At 39.8% G+C, this 17,317-nt stretch carries 15 protein-coding genes; 7 read left to right on the forward strand and 8 right to left on the reverse strand.

Annotation, left to right across the window (positions count from 1 at the left end; translation table 11 throughout):
* Positions 1 to 19: 19 nt before the first annotated feature.
* On the reverse strand, positions 20 to 1,477 hold the full coding sequence (gene sthA, locus ACT3IB_RS07090) for a Si-specific NAD(P)(+) transhydrogenase (protein WP_491538305.1): 1,458 nt from the start codon (positions 1,475 to 1,477) through the stop codon (positions 20 to 22).
* Positions 1,478 to 1,715: 238 nt separating this feature from the next.
* Here sthA and ACT3IB_RS07095 point away from each other — a divergent pair, with 238 nt between their 5' ends.
* The 5 genes from ACT3IB_RS07095 (at position 1,716) to hflC (ending at position 7,733) form a co-directional block, all read left to right on the forward strand.
* Positions 1,716 to 2,324 carry a superoxide dismutase gene (locus tag ACT3IB_RS07095; protein WP_491538306.1) on the forward strand — a complete coding sequence of 203 codons (609 nt, stop codon included), beginning with the start codon at positions 1,716 to 1,718 and terminating at the stop codon, positions 2,322 to 2,324.
* Between the two features lie 139 nt (positions 2,325 to 2,463).
* Positions 2,464 to 2,922 (forward strand): BrxA/BrxB family bacilliredoxin, encoded by a 459-nt coding sequence (locus ACT3IB_RS07100; protein WP_491538307.1) that lies wholly within the window; start codon positions 2,464 to 2,466, stop codon positions 2,920 to 2,922.
* A 245-nt stretch (positions 2,923 to 3,167) separates the two neighbouring features.
* Entirely contained in the window at positions 3,168 to 5,702 is a 2,535-nt protein-coding gene (locus ACT3IB_RS07105; RefSeq protein ID WP_491538308.1) for a PP2C family protein-serine/threonine phosphatase, read from the forward strand.
* A 61-nt stretch (positions 5,703 to 5,763) separates the two neighbouring features.
* Positions 5,764 to 6,783 (forward strand): FtsH protease activity modulator HflK, encoded by a 1,020-nt coding sequence (hflK, locus tag ACT3IB_RS07110; RefSeq protein ID WP_491538309.1) that lies wholly within the window; start codon positions 5,764 to 5,766, stop codon positions 6,781 to 6,783.
* A 2-nt stretch (positions 6,784 to 6,785) separates the two neighbouring features.
* A complete protein-coding gene (gene hflC / locus ACT3IB_RS07115) occupies positions 6,786 to 7,733 on the forward strand; it encodes a protease modulator HflC (protein ID WP_491538310.1) in 948 nt (315 codons plus the stop codon).
* A 70-nt stretch (positions 7,734 to 7,803) separates the two neighbouring features.
* On the opposite strand, the gene ACT3IB_RS07120 is transcribed toward hflC, so the two are convergent.
* From ACT3IB_RS07120 to ACT3IB_RS07130, 3 genes are all read right to left on the reverse strand, one after another.
* Positions 7,804 to 9,135: an ABC1 kinase family protein gene (locus ACT3IB_RS07120; protein ID WP_491538311.1), complete on the reverse strand. Its 1,332-nt coding sequence runs from the start codon at positions 9,133 to 9,135 to the stop codon at positions 7,804 to 7,806.
* A gap of 3 nt (positions 9,136 to 9,138) precedes the next feature.
* On the reverse strand, positions 9,139 to 9,837 hold the full coding sequence (locus tag ACT3IB_RS07125) for a TetR/AcrR family transcriptional regulator (protein WP_491538312.1): 699 nt from the start codon (positions 9,835 to 9,837) through the stop codon (positions 9,139 to 9,141).
* 99 nt (positions 9,838 to 9,936) lie between these two features.
* Positions 9,937 to 10,125 carry a S24 family peptidase gene (locus ACT3IB_RS07130; RefSeq protein ID WP_491538323.1) on the reverse strand — a complete coding sequence of 63 codons (189 nt, stop codon included), beginning with the start codon at positions 10,123 to 10,125 and terminating at the stop codon, positions 9,937 to 9,939.
* A 160-nt stretch (positions 10,126 to 10,285) separates the two neighbouring features.
* Between ACT3IB_RS07130 and ACT3IB_RS07135 the strand changes: the two genes are divergently transcribed.
* The gene (locus ACT3IB_RS07135) at positions 10,286 to 10,732 is read left to right on the forward strand and encodes a sterol desaturase family protein (RefSeq protein WP_491538313.1); all 447 of its coding nucleotides are present in this window, start codon (positions 10,286 to 10,288) and stop codon (positions 10,730 to 10,732) included.
* Between the two features lie 4 nt (positions 10,733 to 10,736).
* Here the strand turns inward: ACT3IB_RS07135 and ACT3IB_RS07140 are convergent, their stop codons facing one another.
* Together ACT3IB_RS07140 and ACT3IB_RS07145 are read right to left on the reverse strand one after the other, a co-directional pair.
* Entirely contained in the window at positions 10,737 to 11,315 is a 579-nt protein-coding gene (locus ACT3IB_RS07140) for a DinB family protein (RefSeq protein ID WP_491538314.1), read from the reverse strand.
* A 2-nt stretch (positions 11,316 to 11,317) separates the two neighbouring features.
* Entirely contained in the window at positions 11,318 to 12,439 is a 1,122-nt protein-coding gene (locus ACT3IB_RS07145; RefSeq protein WP_491538315.1) for a glycoside hydrolase family 3 protein, read from the reverse strand.
* Between the two features lie 357 nt (positions 12,440 to 12,796).
* Between ACT3IB_RS07145 and ACT3IB_RS07150 the strand changes: the two genes are divergently transcribed.
* The gene (locus ACT3IB_RS07150) at positions 12,797 to 13,528 is read left to right on the forward strand and encodes a tetratricopeptide repeat protein (protein WP_491538316.1); all 732 of its coding nucleotides are present in this window, start codon (positions 12,797 to 12,799) and stop codon (positions 13,526 to 13,528) included.
* Positions 13,529 to 13,628: 100 nt separating this feature from the next.
* Here ACT3IB_RS07150 and ACT3IB_RS07155 read toward each other — a convergent pair whose 3' ends face one another.
* Both ACT3IB_RS07155 and ACT3IB_RS07160 read right to left on the reverse strand, forming a co-directional pair.
* Positions 13,629 to 16,850, reverse strand: a complete 3,222-nt coding sequence (locus tag ACT3IB_RS07155) for a CHAT domain-containing protein (protein ID WP_491538317.1) — start codon at positions 16,848 to 16,850, stop codon at positions 13,629 to 13,631.
* A gap of 96 nt (positions 16,851 to 16,946) precedes the next feature.
* The gene (locus tag ACT3IB_RS07160; protein WP_491538318.1) at positions 16,947 to 17,084 is read right to left on the reverse strand and encodes a hypothetical protein; all 138 of its coding nucleotides are present in this window, start codon (positions 17,082 to 17,084) and stop codon (positions 16,947 to 16,949) included.
* Between the last annotated feature and the right edge of the window lie 233 nt (positions 17,085 to 17,317).

The raw sequence follows: 17,317 nt of genomic DNA on the forward strand, positions 1-17,317 counted from the left end.
ATCACGAAGAGAATAAGAATTATTCATTATTATCCTCAAGAATGTTCTTGTATTTGACGCCTGCTTTATACACGCGATTTACACCGTTAAAAGCAGCAATACGATAGGCTTCACTTAGGGTAGGATAATTCATTACGTGATTAATGAAATATCGGATGTCCCCGTCATAGGACATAACCGATTGTCCCAGGTGAATGAGATTAGCAGCATCTGCCCCTAAGATGTGTACGCCCAACAGTTTTAGGGATTTCGTACTAAAGACCAGTTTAAGCATACCTTCAGAATTATTGCTCATATTTCCCTTGGCAATATTTTTAAAGTATGCCCGACCAACACTGATATCTAAGCCCATTTCTTCAGCATCCTGTTCCGTGATACCGATATTTGAAATTTCCGGTATTCCATAAATACCGTACGGAATCTGGTCTGGTACATCCAGAGTTGGGATGCCAAACATGTTACAGGCTGCTAACCGGCCTTGAGAAAAGGATGCAGAAGCCAGACGCGGGAATCCGATTACATCACCAGCGGCATAAATATTATCAACATTTGTTTTATAGGAGTCATCGGTGATTACGAAATTGCTGTCATCGGTTTCAACGCCCTCGCTATCCAAGTTAAGGCCGTCGATATTTGGTTTTCGCCCTCCCAAAAAGAGTACGTGTTCTGTTTCAATAACTTGCAGGCGCTTATCATCTGATTTGGATCTGAATTTTACCTCAGTAAAATTTCGCAATGCGCTAAAGGATACATCTTTAACACTTACGTTCTTTTTAATTGTAACTCCTTTTTTTCGCAGAGAATCTTGCAGATGCTCTTTAATTTCATAGTCCAAGAACGTGAGGTAGTCTTTTTTGCCACTTAACAGCGTAACACGAGTACCAAGCGCTGCAAAAATGGTGGCGTATTCGATGGCGTTAACTCCGGATCCAATAACTACCAGACGGCGGGGGATGTGCGTGATATCCAGAATAGATTTATAGTCAAGTACTTTGTCATGATCTACCTCAAAATTCTGAGGTTGAGTGGGGCTGCTTCCTGTACTAATCAGTACATAATCGGCCGTATAAGTTTCGGTAGATCCAATGTGCGTTTCTACCTCCACCGTATGTTTGTCTTTTAGGCGCCCAAAACCTCGGGCAACATCCACCTTATTTTTGATCAGGTCATTTTTAACTTTTTGGTTTTCCTTTTCCAGAATTTCCTGCTTGTATTGCAGCAGGTCACCCATCTTAAATCGTTCATAGGGCTTTTTATGTTCGTGGTCACCAAACTGTTCATTAAAATCGAGGATATTTTTTGCAGCCTCGCGGAGCGCCTTACTGGGTACTGTTCCGGTGTTGATCCATGTTCCTCCCAAGTATTTTTTATGGGATTCAACAACTAAAACGTCCTTATCAAATTTAGAACTTTGCATGGCGCAGGAAAACCCGGCAGGTCCCGTTCCGATAATAATGATATCGTAATCTCGACTCATAATGGAATCTGTAAACTAAAAAGTGAAATTGAATTATATCTTAAAAATAGAATAAAATGACGAGCAAATCTCCATTTATTAAATTCAAGCAAGCAACATAAAATGGAACGATTTACAATCTATTTTTGATTGGTACTATGCAATAAAGGTGCTAAATTTAAGGTATTGCACCGAGACGAGATAACATTATTTACAATTTATTTTATTAACTACTATTTAGAATCAAAAACATATTATTATGGCTTACGAACTACCTGATCTACCGTATGATTACGATGCTCTGGAACCACATATTGATGAGCGGACGATGAGAATTCATCATGGAAAACACCATCAGGGATACACCAATAAAGTAAACGCTGCTTTAAAAGGTTCTGAATTTGCAAATTTGCCGATTGAGGAAGTTCTACAGCGTATTACAGAAGTACCTGAAGATATTCGACAATCTGTGATCAATAATGGCGGTGGATATGCAAACCACAAACTGTTCTGGACTATTCTTTCTCCCAATGGCGGCGGAGAACCTACCGGTGATATCGCTTCTGCTATAAATGAAGAATTTGACAGTTTCGAAGATTTCAAAGAAGAGTTTAACAATGCCGCAACCGGTCAATTTGGTTCCGGATGGGGCTGGTTGTGTGTGAATAAGGATGGCAGTCTCGAAGTACTGTCAACGGCCAATCAAAACAGCCCGTATATGAATGGATTGACACCAATATTGGGTGTAGACGTTTGGGAACACGCATACTATCTGCACTATCAGAACGAGCGCGGCAAATATGTCAATAATTTCTGGAACTTGGTCAACTGGGATCAAGTGAATGAGTACTATAACGACGCTCGATAAGAACTTCACAACACGTTGAAGTTACAAAGGCAATTTGAAAGCACTCCGTCAGAAGGCGGGGTGCTTTTCTTCTTACATACTTCATAAATGAGCCTTATATTTGATGTTTAATGTAAAGCCGAAATAAATACATTTAGTTATGCAATTTGGACTTGGAGCAGGCCCCGACGTTTCTTGGATGCGAGAAGAATTAACCGATCTGGGTATTGAGGAGTTGAAGACTGTCGAAGATGTAGACCGTGCAATGGATGAATATGATGATGGCACGATGCTGATGGTAATAAATTCTGTTTGTGGATGCGCTGCAGGTAATGCGCGTCCGGGAGTAAAGATCGCACTTGAGGAATCGGAGATTGAACCTGATCACAAAGTGACGGTTTTTGCCGGACAGGATAAAGAAGCCACAGAACGGGCTCGTGAGTACTTTAGTGAATATCCACCCTCTTCGCCCGCTTTTGCTTATTTTAAGAATGGTGAAATTAAGGCAATGATTCCGCGTCATCGCATCGAAGGACGAACTAAAGTAGAAATTGCTGATGACTTGAAAATGGTGTTCAAAGCTTTTGACGGTGAAGAAACAGAAGAAGCAGAAGGCTAAGTATAAACACTTATCTTACAGTTTTTTAAAGGCCGATGGGTTGTTCCCATCGGCCTTTTGTATTCTAGAAAAGCCGATGTTGAATTTCTATCAGGGGGCAAGAAAAAATTGGGAAACAATAGCGTCGGAATTCCGTAGGGTATTTTCGTTGATGGTTGTATATTGAATTCTACTTCATTTTTTATGTTTATAAATATTGCAATAGCAATAAAAGGGGGATTGTAAGAAACGAAAGTCACTTATATATGGGGCAACGGTTAACATATTGGATATTCTTGGGTGTTATCGGATTTGCAGTATTCTTTGTACTGCACTCGTTTGTATCTTTTAACGCGGGTGCGCCTATAGAACAGAGCAGGTCTACTATTGAGAATAAAACTGCTGAACTTTCTCAGCGCCTTGGCTTTTCAACAGACAGTCTGCAAGTTATGACTGAGCGAACCCAGCATTTGAATTATTATAAGACACTGCAGGACTCGGCTCAGGAAGATCTCCCGCCACCGGCAGAACTCAACAAAAATGGCGTACATCTTACCGGCTGGAAAGTGAGTATCGGAACTGCTCAGGACGAAGATGATGGGTATTCTCACGAAGCCAGTGACTTTATGAGTGAGTTGGGACGTCTTAGTATCCGTTACGATCATAAGGGTAAGGTGCGTCGCATCTCAAAATATGCTGATAATCCCAATCCTACATTTGTTCCGGGCGACTCTCTATTTTCAATTGCCAATCGGGTTGTACAGGATATTTTCGGATACAATCTTGAGCATTACCAGCTTGATTATGTGGATATCAGGGATACGCTGTTAACAACAGAACCCGGATTTGGCCAGCATTCCATGGAGTTGTCTGATTCCCGTGTTGGCAACAATATGGTTTTTCAATGGAATAAGAAGGGGGTTGGTACTTCGGGTCCCCAAGAGTTGTCTCTCGAAGTCAAGCCAATTATTCGGGAAAATAATACGCCCAATATGGCAAGCATTCAGTATGGGGTTTCCATTGAAAGCTTTAAGGCGTTGGATAAACTTGAGCCCGAACAGATTGATCCGGTGCGAAGTATCAGCTATGTAGATTTGGCAACAACATTTGGCTCACTGGCAATTCTGGCCATTCTTATCGTTTTCTTAGGTATAAAGTACATAAATAAGGGACAGGTAGAGTGGAGACGGGCAATCTTTATGTTAATTAGTGTTCTGCTGGGGGTATTGGGATGGCGGGTATTTTATCTTATAAATTCCATGAACGATTTTTGGAATCAAACCAGCGAAGCCCTCTTCATACTAAATAACCTCATCGTTGCAGCAATATTAGGTTTATATGCAGCTTTAGCTTACATCGGATGGGAAGCTATGGCGCGATCACAAGATGAGGAACAGCTGCATTTGATAGATGCATTTTGGCGAAAGCGATTTTTCTTTCGAGAAACGGGCGAAGGACTCCTGCGTGGATATGCTTTAGGAGGTGGACTGTTGGGGATACTTAGTATCAGCCTGTTCCTACTTGGGACTCAATATTATCAAGCTGATAGCCAGAATAGCTTTACTGAAGCAATTATGCAGCCCAAACTGTTGACCATAAACATGGCAATCTGGATCAATGTATGGTTGGTTTCGCTTGGGCATGTGGGGGTAACATCTGGATTTCTGCAGTCCAAAATAAATAATCGTTGGTTGTTTTATGGAGCCGGAATGCTGTTACTGGGGATCCTTTTTTCAGGATCAGGCATTCTATTTGAGATCATAGGTACAGAATGGTACGACATTATAGTTTTCTCAGTGATAGGGGCCGTTACGCTCTTTGCGATGCAAGGATCCGGATTGTTATCATTTGCAACTGGATGGTGGATCTTTATGTCGGTGTTACTGGTGATGCCGTATTGGGGATCACCAAGTATGAATGTTGCCTATATCGCGTGGACGCAATTCTTTATTCTGGGATTGCCCCTGATTTATGGATTAATCGCTTATAAATATGGAAACTCCATTTCTGAAATGGGGGGATATATTCCCGAGTACCAAGAGCGGATGGCGAATCATTTGCGGGTAGAAAAAGAGATTGAGATTGCTCGCGAAAGTCAGTTTAAATTAATGCCTCTTCGTCCGCCATCTGCAGAAGGAATTGATGTGTACGGATTTTTTATGCCTTCATTCGAAGTGGGTGGAGATTACTTCGACTATATCGTAGGAAGTAATGGTACGGCAGACAGCCAGGTGTTAAATATGACTATTGCTGATGTTTCCGGCAAAGCAATGAAGGCGGCGATGCATGCGGTTTTTACCAGTGGATTGTTGCTTTCACGTCTACACAAAGATGCTCCGGATTCCATCTTGCGAGAAATTGCTCCAACCCTTCATACCCGCACTGATCGGCAGACATTTATTACGTGTATAATTGCACAATATCATCTTGAAAGCAGAATGCTGAAATTAGCTAATGCAGGGCATTGTTTACCTATTCTGAAGCGTGATGGAACTGCAGAATTTATCAATACCCCGGCCCCCAAATATCCCTTGGGATTACAGGCAGCCGTAGATTATCAGGCGTACGAGATACAGCTGCAGAAGGGGGATTTTCTCTTACTTTATTCTGATGGGTTGCCGGAGGCCGTAAATCCCCAGGGCGAACGGTTCGGCTTTGATAGTTTGATATCATTGGTAGAATCATTGGATACAGACAACCTTCCCAGCAACGAGGTTTCGATGAATATTAAACGAAAAGTTCAGAAATTCAGTGACTATCAATTGGCTGATGATACCACTATCATATGCCTCAAGATATAGCGAGGTATAAATCAACGATTTGATCATTCTATAATAACTATAATAAGAAAATCAATCTTATATGGCACAAGACAATAATTTTTCTGGCATGGATATGCCCCCACAGCTCAAGAAGGTGGGCAGTAACATCCAATATATAATATTAGGTGCATTTATTGTGGTGATAGCTTTTTCCTCCTTTTTTACAGTGAATCCCGAAGAGGTGGGGGTTGTCACGCGATTCGGTGAGTTTACTCGAACAGCTTATCCCGGACTAAATTTTAAAGCCCCTTTTGTTGAGGAAGTACAATATGTGCCAGTCGAACGGCAGCTAAAACACGAGTTCGGTTATCGTACAACAAGTTCAGGAGTACGTTCAACCTATCAAAAGCAAGGCTATTCCGATGAATCGTTGATGCTAACCGGTGATTTAAACCTGGCTGATGTGGAGTGGGTTGTGCAGTACAGGGTGGACGATCCCTATGACTTTCTGTTTAAAATTCGAAATCCTGAACAAACACTGCGCGATATTTCTGAATCTGCAATGCGCCAAATTGTAGGAGACCGCACAGTAAACGAGGTGCTCACTGTTGGTCGCGCTGAGGTTGCTATGAAAGCACAGGATTTGATCCAGAAAATCTGTAACGAATATGAATCAGGGATTCGGATTGAACAAATAGTGCTACAAGATATCAATCCGCCCGACCCGGTAAAACCATCTTTTAATGCTGTTAATGAAGCCCAACAGCAGAAGGAGACACTTATTAATCAAGCGAAATCTGAGTACAACAAAGTTATTCCCCGTGCAAAGGGGCGTGCTCAGGAAACAATCCAGCGAGCGGAGGGATATGCGGTTAATCGCGTAAATCGCGCTCAAGGGGAAGCCTCCCGTTTCAATCAGCTTTATCAAGAATATATGAAAGCCCCCGAGGTTACGAAGCGGCGTTTATATCTTGAAACGCTGGAGGATATTCTTCCCAAATTGGGTAACAAGATAGTAACCGATCAAAACGGGAATAGCGTTTTGCCGTTACTGCAGATGCAGATGGATGGCGTAAACGTGAACAAGTCAAATGCTAACTCAAAAAATCAGGGGAATTAGATATGAAGAATTGGAAAAGCATTTCGCTACTTGTTGTTTTAGGAGTATTATTTCTTATAGCATTTGATGGCTTTTATATTGTGGATGAAACTGAGCAGGTAGTCGTTACACAGTTTGGTGATCCTGTAGGTGATACCGTTACTGAACCCGGGATGAAATTTAAAATCCCCTTTATTCAGCGAGCTCACTACTTTGATGAGCGATATCTGGAATGGGATGGCGACCGAAATCAGGTTCCCACAAAGGATAAGAAGTTCATTTTTGTGGATACTTACGCCCGTTGGCAAATTACCGATCCCCTTCAGTTTTTTAAGCGATTACGTGATGAGCGGGGAGCACAATCTCGGCTTGATGATATTTTAGATGGAGAAACCCGAAATGCGGTAGCTTCTCATGATCTCGTCGAAGTAGTGCGAACCTCTAATCGTGATCCAAAGTCAGATGCTACAATTACAGAAATTGTAGAAGATACCTTGGCTTCTATTTCAGTCGGTCGTGATTCTATCCAAACCATGATTCAGCAGCTGGCTAACGAACGCGCAGCCGACCTGGGGCTCAAGGTACTCGACTTTCGTTTTAAACGAATCAACTATGTTGAGGATGTGCGACAGACGGTTTACGATCGTATGATCAGTGAACGTAATCGTATTGCCGATAAGTTTCGGTCAGAAGGTGAAGGAGAAGCTGCTCGAATCAACGGTGAAAAAGAGCGCGAATTACAGACCATAGAATCAGAGGCATTTCGCAAAGCAGAAGAAATCCGCGGAGAGGCTGATGCTCGCGCAACGGCTATTTATGCAGAAGCTTATAACCAAACGAATGCGGCTCGTGAGCTCTATAACTTTACTCGTACGATGGAGTCATACAGCAAGTCTCTTGATGAGCAAACGTCGCTTATTCTTTCAACAAACAGCGATTTCTTCAAATTCCTGAATGACATTCAGGAATAGCAATTTACTTGAATCAGACTTTTTTAGCCTGAGGTTTTCCCTCAGGCTATTTTTTTGAGACCTAAAAAATCTAATTCTGTTTTTCCCGGCTCATTGTATCAACCATGTTATGGGTAAGTCTTTTGCTTCGCTCGGTGTCAATCTGGGCTTGTAACTTCATCAAGATACTGTATAGCCCCATGTGGACTTTCGTACTGTAGATGAAGTTTTTATCGCCGCGGGGCTCATTCTGGATGGGTAATTCCCGAGAGAAACGAGTTATTTTTTGTTTAAATTCGGGATCACCAAAATCGAACTGGTCACCCATGTAGGGCTTGGCAAAAGTATCGCCGTACGATTTACAAAACTGGAAAAATTCTTCTTCAGCCTCCGGATTTTTAGGATTTTCTTTAATGATATCCAGTTTTAAATAAAGGTCCCGGATGTCTTTTTCGTTTTGCCTTAGATGTTTGGGTAACAGCTGCATATAATTATGGGTAAATTCCTCAGAAAACTTTTTGACACAACCAAAATCAATTACCCCAAGCTTTGCATCATTCCGAAAAAAGAAGTTACCCGGATGGGTATCAGCATGGATAAAATTCCGCTGTTCAACTTGGTCATGAAAGAAATCCCACAGCAATTGTCCAAAATGATTGCGCTTTTCCTGGCTTGGGTTCGTAGCCAAAAACTCTTTAAGATGTTGTCCCTCAATAAATGTCATCGTTAGAACCTTGCCGGTAGATAGTTCTTCTACATATTCAGGTGTGATAATATCACCCTCAGAAAAGCGTTTGTTAAAATACTTAAGATATTCTGCCTCCTGATGGTAATCGGTCTCTTCCATCAGCGTTTGTTCAATTTCTTCAAAATATTCATCGAAGTTACCACTGCCGCTCACAATTCTTTTCATTAGAGTTTTGGCCATCGACATATCTGAGTGGATGGTATTTTTTACATTGGGATACTGAATTTTTACTGCCACTTTCTGCCCGTTTTTCAGTCGCGCTTGATGTACCTGCCCAATGGATGCAGCGGCTATAGCTTCGGTATCGAAATGGGCAAATAGGTTTTCGGGATAATCTCCAAGCTCTTTTTTGATGATCGATCGCGCCAGCGCTTTGTTTATGGGGGGCACGCTATATTGAGATTCGCTCATCACCTCGGCAAATTCTTCCGGCAGCATCCCTTCGTCCATGCTTAGCGATTGAGCGATCTTAAGAGCTGTACCGCGGAGTTTCGTAAATTCATTAAATACCTCTCGTGCATTCTGGGTATGGAACTGCTTACCTTCTTTTTTAGATTCCTTTTTCCCGACTGACTTTTTGAGGTATCGCTTAGCGTAGTTTGTCCCAACCTTGAGTCCGGTTTTTGCAAATATTTTACCGCGCTCAAGTTTGGAGGATGGAAAATCATTACTCATAACTTATCGTATTTCTATTTTAGAACAGAGTTGTTTTACAATGGGAACATTATTGATAAAAGCTTTTCTGTTAGCACTTACAAATTTTGCGAGATCAAAGCTTTTGTCCAATACAGGATTATACATTAGTTCTTCTAGAACAGCGGTAGCTTTGTCGGTAAGCTCCATGCTAAGCTCCTTATCTTTGCTGGTGTCATTTATCCAGAATCGAAGCAGTTCCAGAAATTGCCTGCGTAGAAAAGCATAAGAATAGGAATTTAAAACAAGGGTCGAAGCAATCGAGATGTGGTCATCGTTTTGGAGAAATTGCTTAATTATTCGCTCCAATTCTTTTTCAAAATCCGTTTTGGAAAAGCTGTTGAGAATGTATTCTGAGAGGGTGGCTTCTACAAAAGCTTCCTTTTCCTGAAGCATATCAAAATTGGTAAACGCAAAGTTCGAGAGTTTTTCGCTTAAAGTATACGATTCAAAGTTGTCGATCTCATTAACCATCATTTCATAGCGGATGACCAGAGAGGCGTAATAAAATTCGAGAATCGATTTTTTATTGGGAAAATAATTGAAAACCTCTGCCGGGGTAATATCAACTTCTTTTGCTATATCTTTGATATAGAATTGACCGTCCCCCTTCTCATACAGGTCGGTGGCGGTATCAGCAATCGCGAATTTCAACTCAAATGTTTCAGGATCAAACGTGTTCATAATTAAATATATTTGTGAATGGTATGTGTTACCACAACCCAGATTGCAAAATCAGTTTCTTTCGATTTTTTTGCTTTTCAGTTTGGGAATTTTCATTCGTTAAAAAATACTGCCATTTTCTTTGATCAGTTTGCGAACGCTCATTTCGCCTTCAAGTATTACTACAATAAGATGATTAGAAGACGACATTATTGACCGGTTAATAACGATAATATCATCCGAAAAAATTCCAATGCTATTAAGTCCGTCATCCTTTTTCTTTACGAAAGTTATTGGGATTATGTTCAGTCACCTGATTAATATTACCGGAATTAACATCTGTAATTCAAAATATTCCATATCCTTTTTGCACATATATTCTGTAATTAATAACAAAGGCTGCTTGGGATTAAGTCCCGATTTTGATATTTATATCGGAAATCAAAAATAAAACAGAGTACTTGCTGTCATGGATTTTTTAGCATTTATTGGTTGGCTGCTGTTGGGCTTTGCCGGGATGGAAATTATTTCTTACTTGGTTCATCGGTTTATTTTTCACGGCTTGTTATGGGAGGTTCACCGATCGCATCACGAGCCAACGCATGGATTATTCGAACTAAACGATCTGTTTTCGCTGTTTTTTGCCGGTTTGTCGGTTTATCTAATGTATCGTGGAAGTGCAGCTCCAATTGAATCAACGAGCTTTGCAATAGGTACGGGAATAGCTGTGTATGGAATCCTGTACTTTATAATTCACGATCTGTTCGCTCACAAGCGCTTTATGCCGTTTAAAAGTGACAGCAAGGTGATGCGGCTGATTCGATATGCGCATCAGCGGCACCATCAATCAATAGAAAAAGAAGGGCAGGAGCCTTATGGTTTGTTTCTATTTCCGTACGACAGATACAAAAAGTAACGTGTCAAAAGGTATGATCTTGTAGCACCTGCAAAGTTTGTTCGGCCTGCCACTGATGTCGACGTTGATGAGCTTCAAGCAAAAGAAAACATTCACAAAGCGTCATTTTAATTATTGAAAAGATAGGATGTGAAACCTTTGACCGTCCCAGGTGAACATGGTTTTGATGAGCATTTTCGAGTTGTACAATCAGACGATTTTGTAAATTCAGGTACTCATCAAGTAATTCCATACGGTTGTATTTGGATGTATCGACAGGCTTCATGGATTTAATAGTTTTCAACTTCATTTTATATGGTGGTTCAAAAAATGAAATAATTTTTTGGGCAAGCCATCGGGGTGGAAAGGATCGGTTGACTGTATTAACCGTATCGGTATTTTCAGAGATCGCTGATGCTATATTGTCGAAATACAGATCCCCATAGTTTATAAGATGACTATAACATTCTGCTATGCTCCACCGGCCTTTTGTGGGAGCTTTTAGGAATAGGTTTTCATCAACAGATAAAATAAATTCTTCGGCAGTACTCTTGGTATTTTCGAACTGTTTGATGAACCACTGATAGGTGTGTTTTTCCATCATGATCACCTTTTTTTCGCGCTTTTTAAATCCATAATTCGTTGAAAAGATCTATCGATCTGTTTACGGGTAATTTTGCCTTCATCAATAAGGTCAAGGATAATCCTGTGTGCTTTGGGAACAATGTCAGGGTCGTAAATGGAGTTATTGGCAAAGACCAAAATATCAATTCCAGCATTTATAGCTTTGGTTATTGTAGTTTTGAGGCCGTATTCATTGCGTATAGCTCCCATCATAAGATCATCAGAAATGACCACACCGTTGTAGTTTAACTTGTTTCGCAGTAACCCGGTAATGGTAGGTTTGGAAAGGGTCGCGGGGTAATCGGGATCTATATTACGGTTAAAAATATGGGCAGTTATAATGGCATCTGCCAAGTTCTTATTGATAAGCTTCCGATATGGGAGTAATTCCTTTTTGGCCCAAGTTTCGGTTACATCAACCACCCCAAGGTGAGAATCTTTTTTTGAGCTCCCGTGTCCGGGAAAATGTTTAAGTACCGACCAAATGCCATATTTATTCAACGCTTTAATATAAATAGAAGCATGTTTTACAACTTTTTCGGGCTTTGCGGAATAACTGCGTTCCAATCCGCCAATGATGGGATTTTCAGGATTGGTATTAAGATCAACAACAGGAGCAAAATTCATATTGATTCCTAAATCAGCTAATGTCTGAGCCATTTTTTTTGCATAGAACCGGGTGCTGTCTACGTTATTTAAGGCACCGAGATATTCTGCTGATTTGATTCTGGGAAATCCCATTGATGGCTTTAGTCGGGCCACCTGTCCTCCTTCTTGATCAATTGCAATGGTAAGAGGAATGTCAGATATTTTTTTAAGGTCGTTGATGAGCGTTTTTACTTGTGCAGGGGATTCTATATTCCGCCCCGAAGATTTTGATGGAACATCGTAATCAAATAGGATCACTCCACCCAAGTGGTATTTCTTTATGTCACGGACTATATGGTTTGTGTCAGCGAGTGCAGTACCTCGGAATCCTGCCAAAAGCATCTGCCCGATTTTTTCATCGAGAGATGTACTTTTTTCAGCAATTGAAGGTTGACTGAAGGAAGGGTTTGTCATTAGAAGAGTGAGAAAAGCAAGCATTAGCAATGAACGAAGCATACAGTAATTATAATTGATAAAAATGTTTAAAATGGATAAGAGAGTATGTTAATAGTACTTTATTTCTTGGGCTAAATAAAATGCAGTTAAGTGGAATATAATATTGGATGTTTTTTGCAATCTGAATCATTAGCATTTTTTAATATTCAAATTGTAAAACTACTATAATTGAGTCTAAAGCTACATATGGCAAATGGTAACTTTGTTTAGGATAATTTGGATAAAAATTTTGTAACAAATAGGTAACAGTATACTCTTGTATTATGAACAAAAAGGAATAAAAGAAATGAGGTTCTTAAACATATATATACGCGCTGATAAACTGAATTTGCGTGTTAATTTTTTAGGAAAAAAATCATGATTGAGAGTTTTAACAAAAAAGAGTTGGAAGAAAAGATTGACTGCTATGTAAATGGTCAGCTTTCTGCTCAGGAAGTTGATGAATTATGGGCCGAGCTAATTCAAGATGGTTATCACTTGGATTATCTCAAAAGCGTTGCCAATCTCAAAGCTGTAATCGAACGTAAAAGAGAAAAACAAAAAAGTACAACCAAAGAGCGATATTGGTATTATGCCGCAGCTGCCGTCATGGCTCTTCTTATTGCCGTTGTTGGGGTAATGAATATTTCTACACAGCAACAATCCTCGGTAAAACCTGTATCGAGCATTGAACTGGATTATTATCGATCTGGTGATGGTACTATTGCTTCTTCGTCCGATAAAGAGGTAATTCGAAATGCAATAGAGCTTGCCAATACCGGGCGTCAAAATGAGGCCATATCTCTATTAGCATCTGAGCTGGAGAATGCTTCAGAGCCTGGATGGATTGCTGAATTGAGTCTCAACTTAGGTTCTTTGCACTACAATAATGGTAATTACAATAAAGCCATCGAATATTACGAAAGGGTGGTAGCTCATAAAGATAATGTAGATGTGCTTATGTTAGAGAAGGCATATTGGTATATCGGAAATGCACACTTCCATTTAGATCAGTTGGTTGATGCAAGGATGAACATTGAAAAGGCTTACGAGTTAAACGGAGCTTATCGCCGGGTTGCCCAAAGTTATCTGAATGCTTTGTCTGAATGATCTGATACTTTTAGCAGTAGAATAACGAGGGTACTAGAGCTAATTAATTCATTATTAGTTTAAAAGATAAAAGCACTTATCGTAAAAACCTTTTGCAAAATCAGTGTTTTGAAAAGATAATTTTTCGTTGGCTAAGATAAGAGAGTCCCACCATAAGCAGGAAGTAGAAGATAAATGCTCCGGCCATAGCCAGGTTTTTATTCTGTTGAGGTTCCACGATAGGATCGGTATTTCCTATTAACATATAGGGACCCCAGAAATGAGGATCAGCATTTTTATTGTTTAAAAAGTGTTTTTTAGCGGCTCTAAGCGCTTCAGCTTTAGACCTTCCCTCATTTAAGTGAGTGTAGAACTGTATAGCAAACTCTGATGCAAGCATATCATTAACCGACCATAAATTGAGTATCAGTGATTTGGCGCCGGCATATCGTAGAGCTCTGCTTATGCCCATTACCCCGGTTCCCTGTATATATGATCCGGATCCCGACTCACATGAATTAAGCATGACCATTTCATTGCTAAGGTCAAGCTCAAATAACTCATAGGCAAAAAACCGATCTTCAAAAGTACTGTCATTTTCGGCTGTAGATTTATTGAAATAAACAGTGGAAAACATCGGATCGCGTTCCGATACTTCGCTGTGAGTGGCCAAATGGATGACTCGAGAGTGTGGGGCGGTTTGTTTAAAAGTTGATTTGGTTGATTGCTCATTGATGAAGGTTTCTACTCGGGATAAATTAGAGAGACCTTTTGCAATTTGGGTAACCTCGGACTGGGCGTAAGGCAGTGGTACCAATGATTGGTTATTATAGTTATCAAAGTTTGATACCCCATATCCCACATAGTTCAATCGAGCTTTAGAAGCTGACGAAGAACCATTTGGGGTTTTAAAATCCTCCAGCGTAGTCAGGTATTGCGTTTTAAATTTTTCGATTGCATAGGTTGTTTCACCGTAGCTGTAGCTTTTAGAGGGTTTTTCCATCGGTAGAATATCCAGCGGAAGCTGATAGAAGTAACTGTCTGGGACAAGGGTTATTTTATCAACATATTGGGGAATATCATTCAGCTCCAGGATTTGGGAAATCTTATAAAGAGAGTCGAGATTTGTCTCGTGCGTTGCAATTTGTTGAACAGCGGTGCTAAACAGACTCCTCACATTTTCATCCAGTTCAATCGTCTTTAGATCAATATCTGAACGAGATATTTTGGCGATATAGTATTGGTCTTTTAGTTCTGTTATATGCACCAAGAGCTCCCGGGCCGATAGCTTGTTTTGAATTTGGCGAATAGAGGTAGGGTTCGAGTCAATATTTTTACTGAGCCTGCGATCGTATTTTCGTTTTTTGGTATTTAATTGATTGATCTGTTGCCGTATTGCAAATTGTTTCTCCTCGGGTGCTGTTAAGAGTTTTTTGCGAACAGCATCAAGCTGATTGGTTATCTGCTTGTATTCCGTTAGTTCTGATTCGTTTAACAGGCTCGATTTAACTAATGGATTTTGATAAAGGGAGGCATCGTTAATGGTTTTAAGCTGATCAAGCTTTTCGACAGCCTTGCCGGGTTGACCTGTATCTATATAAATTGATGCGGCCAGTTCAAAAGCATCGAGGTATTCATCCTCGACATGCCAAAACCCCGATTTGAGATCGGCACTGCTTTTGGCTCGAGCCAAGACTTGGTCTAAAGTGGGCTGCAGGATATCCAATGCCTCATGGATTTTTTTTGTCTGGTGCAAATAATCGGCTTCAACTGTTTTTGCTTTAATTATTTGTGGAAAGTCAAGTTGACTGAGATCATGGGAGCGGTATTCTGCTATAAGTTTCCCAGCTTCATTGATTGAATTTGTTTCTAATTTGATGAGTGCTTTGTTGACTAACGCATCAATATAATTTGGGCCTTTTTCTTGGGTAGTAAATTTAATTATTCGATCATGCTGTTCTATAGCCTTATGATATTTTTTTTGTGTTTCATATGCCTCAGCTTTTTCATTCAACAGATGAATATGGTATTCTAAATGAGTTCCTTTATTAAGGAGTTTTTCGGCTTTCTCAAAGTATTCGTGTGCCTTGGAGAAATCAGTTTTAAATGTGCGATAAAAAGCTCCTAAAGAGGTATAAATTGAAATTAAATCTTCTTCCTTCCCTATTTCTTTTGTCATTTCCTGAGCCTCTTGTAAATACCCTAAAGCTTTCTCCGAATCACCAAATTTTCGATGATATATGGAGAGGTTGTTTAAAATTTCGAGTTGATGAGAATAATTATTGGATTCTTTTGCATAATCCAATGCTCGAAATTGCAAGTCTAAATATTTGTTGTAATTCCCAAGTTTGTGGTATGTTAAGGCTAGATTGTTATAAATAGAGGACCGTGAAATATTTAAATCATTTTTATTTATTTCACTCAAGACACCTTGGTATACCTTTTCTGCTTCTTTGATCTTCCCAATACTATATAAATAAACACCTTGTAACTGTTTTATATTTAGATACTCCTCATTTCTTTTTAGAAAAGAAGATAGTGGTAAGGCTTGTTGGCGAATAATTTGAAGGCTACGATCGTAATAGCCTAAACGATACATTGAATAATCTAAGTATCTATAGAGTTTTAATCTTAAATCTGAATGCGGAAAATAGGGATTACTTATGAGTTTGTTGAATAAATCTGCTGTTTTGGTATAATTATAGTTTAAGTATAATACTCTCAGATAAGCAGAATTATAAAGTGTCGATAAAAGATTTTGATTGTTTATATTTTTTTTGGACCATTTTTTTTCTAGAGAGTTTAGAAATGATTTACTGAGTTGGTCATGGGCTCGAAAAAGCAATAAGAAGTGGGTAAGACTAAATGTATCTGTTGAAACAATAGATTTATCAATAGTTGCTTTCTTTATGATAGCCTCAAATAGAGCTTCATAGTTAATGTTGCCTTCATTAGATTTGATGTGGAATTTTGAATGAAATTTTTCATAAAGCTCATTTTTATTTTTATCGGATATTAGTAAAAGTTCTGTTAATATCTGAGGTGAGCCTGTTTTTAATATTATTTTTTCAAGTTGGTCAGGATAGTGATCATCTATATTTTTGAAAGGAGTTAACAGTTCACTCTTGTATTTATCTTTTTTAACCTTTTGCTCTATGGCATCTCGAACTTCAGAATGACTATTTGCCAATTTTGCTAAAGCCCAGATATTTTCATTAACATGCCGGCCTTTTTCAATATTACTTATGTAGTTATTTGCCTGTATTTTTGACTGCTTTACTAAGCCGCTGTCAGCAGTAAAAACACTTGCTTGAAGAAAGCTAATCAATATTGCCAGTAACATGTAGCAGATTTTGGCTTAAACTAAAATACTTAGGGATAGTTGAAGCTATTATATTTTGATCGTAAATCCACAAGAAATTCCAAATAGTAAATAAAGTTATTCGGGACGATCGACAATAGGACTCATGTCTTGGTCGGTACCGAGGTCAGGAGTATCCACGTGGGTGGGTTGCTCGATGTCGGGTTCTTGGTTGTCGAGGCCGGGGTCGGTAACCGAGGCGCAGCCGGTGAACAATGCGATGCTGAAGACGATAGCGAGAAGTTTGTGGGTAAAAGATTTCATAACAGAGAGAGTATTTAATTAAAAGAGAAAATGATTTAGAGAAATAGGAGTTATTCGGGGCGATCGACAATAGGACTCATGTCTTGGTCGGTACCGAGGTCAGGAGTGTCCACGTGGGTGGGTTGCTCGATGTCGGGTTCTTGGTTGTCGAGGCCGGGGTCGGTAACCGAGGCGCAGCCGGTGAA

The sequence above is a fragment of the Fodinibius sp. GM21 genome, from assembly GCF_058386955.1.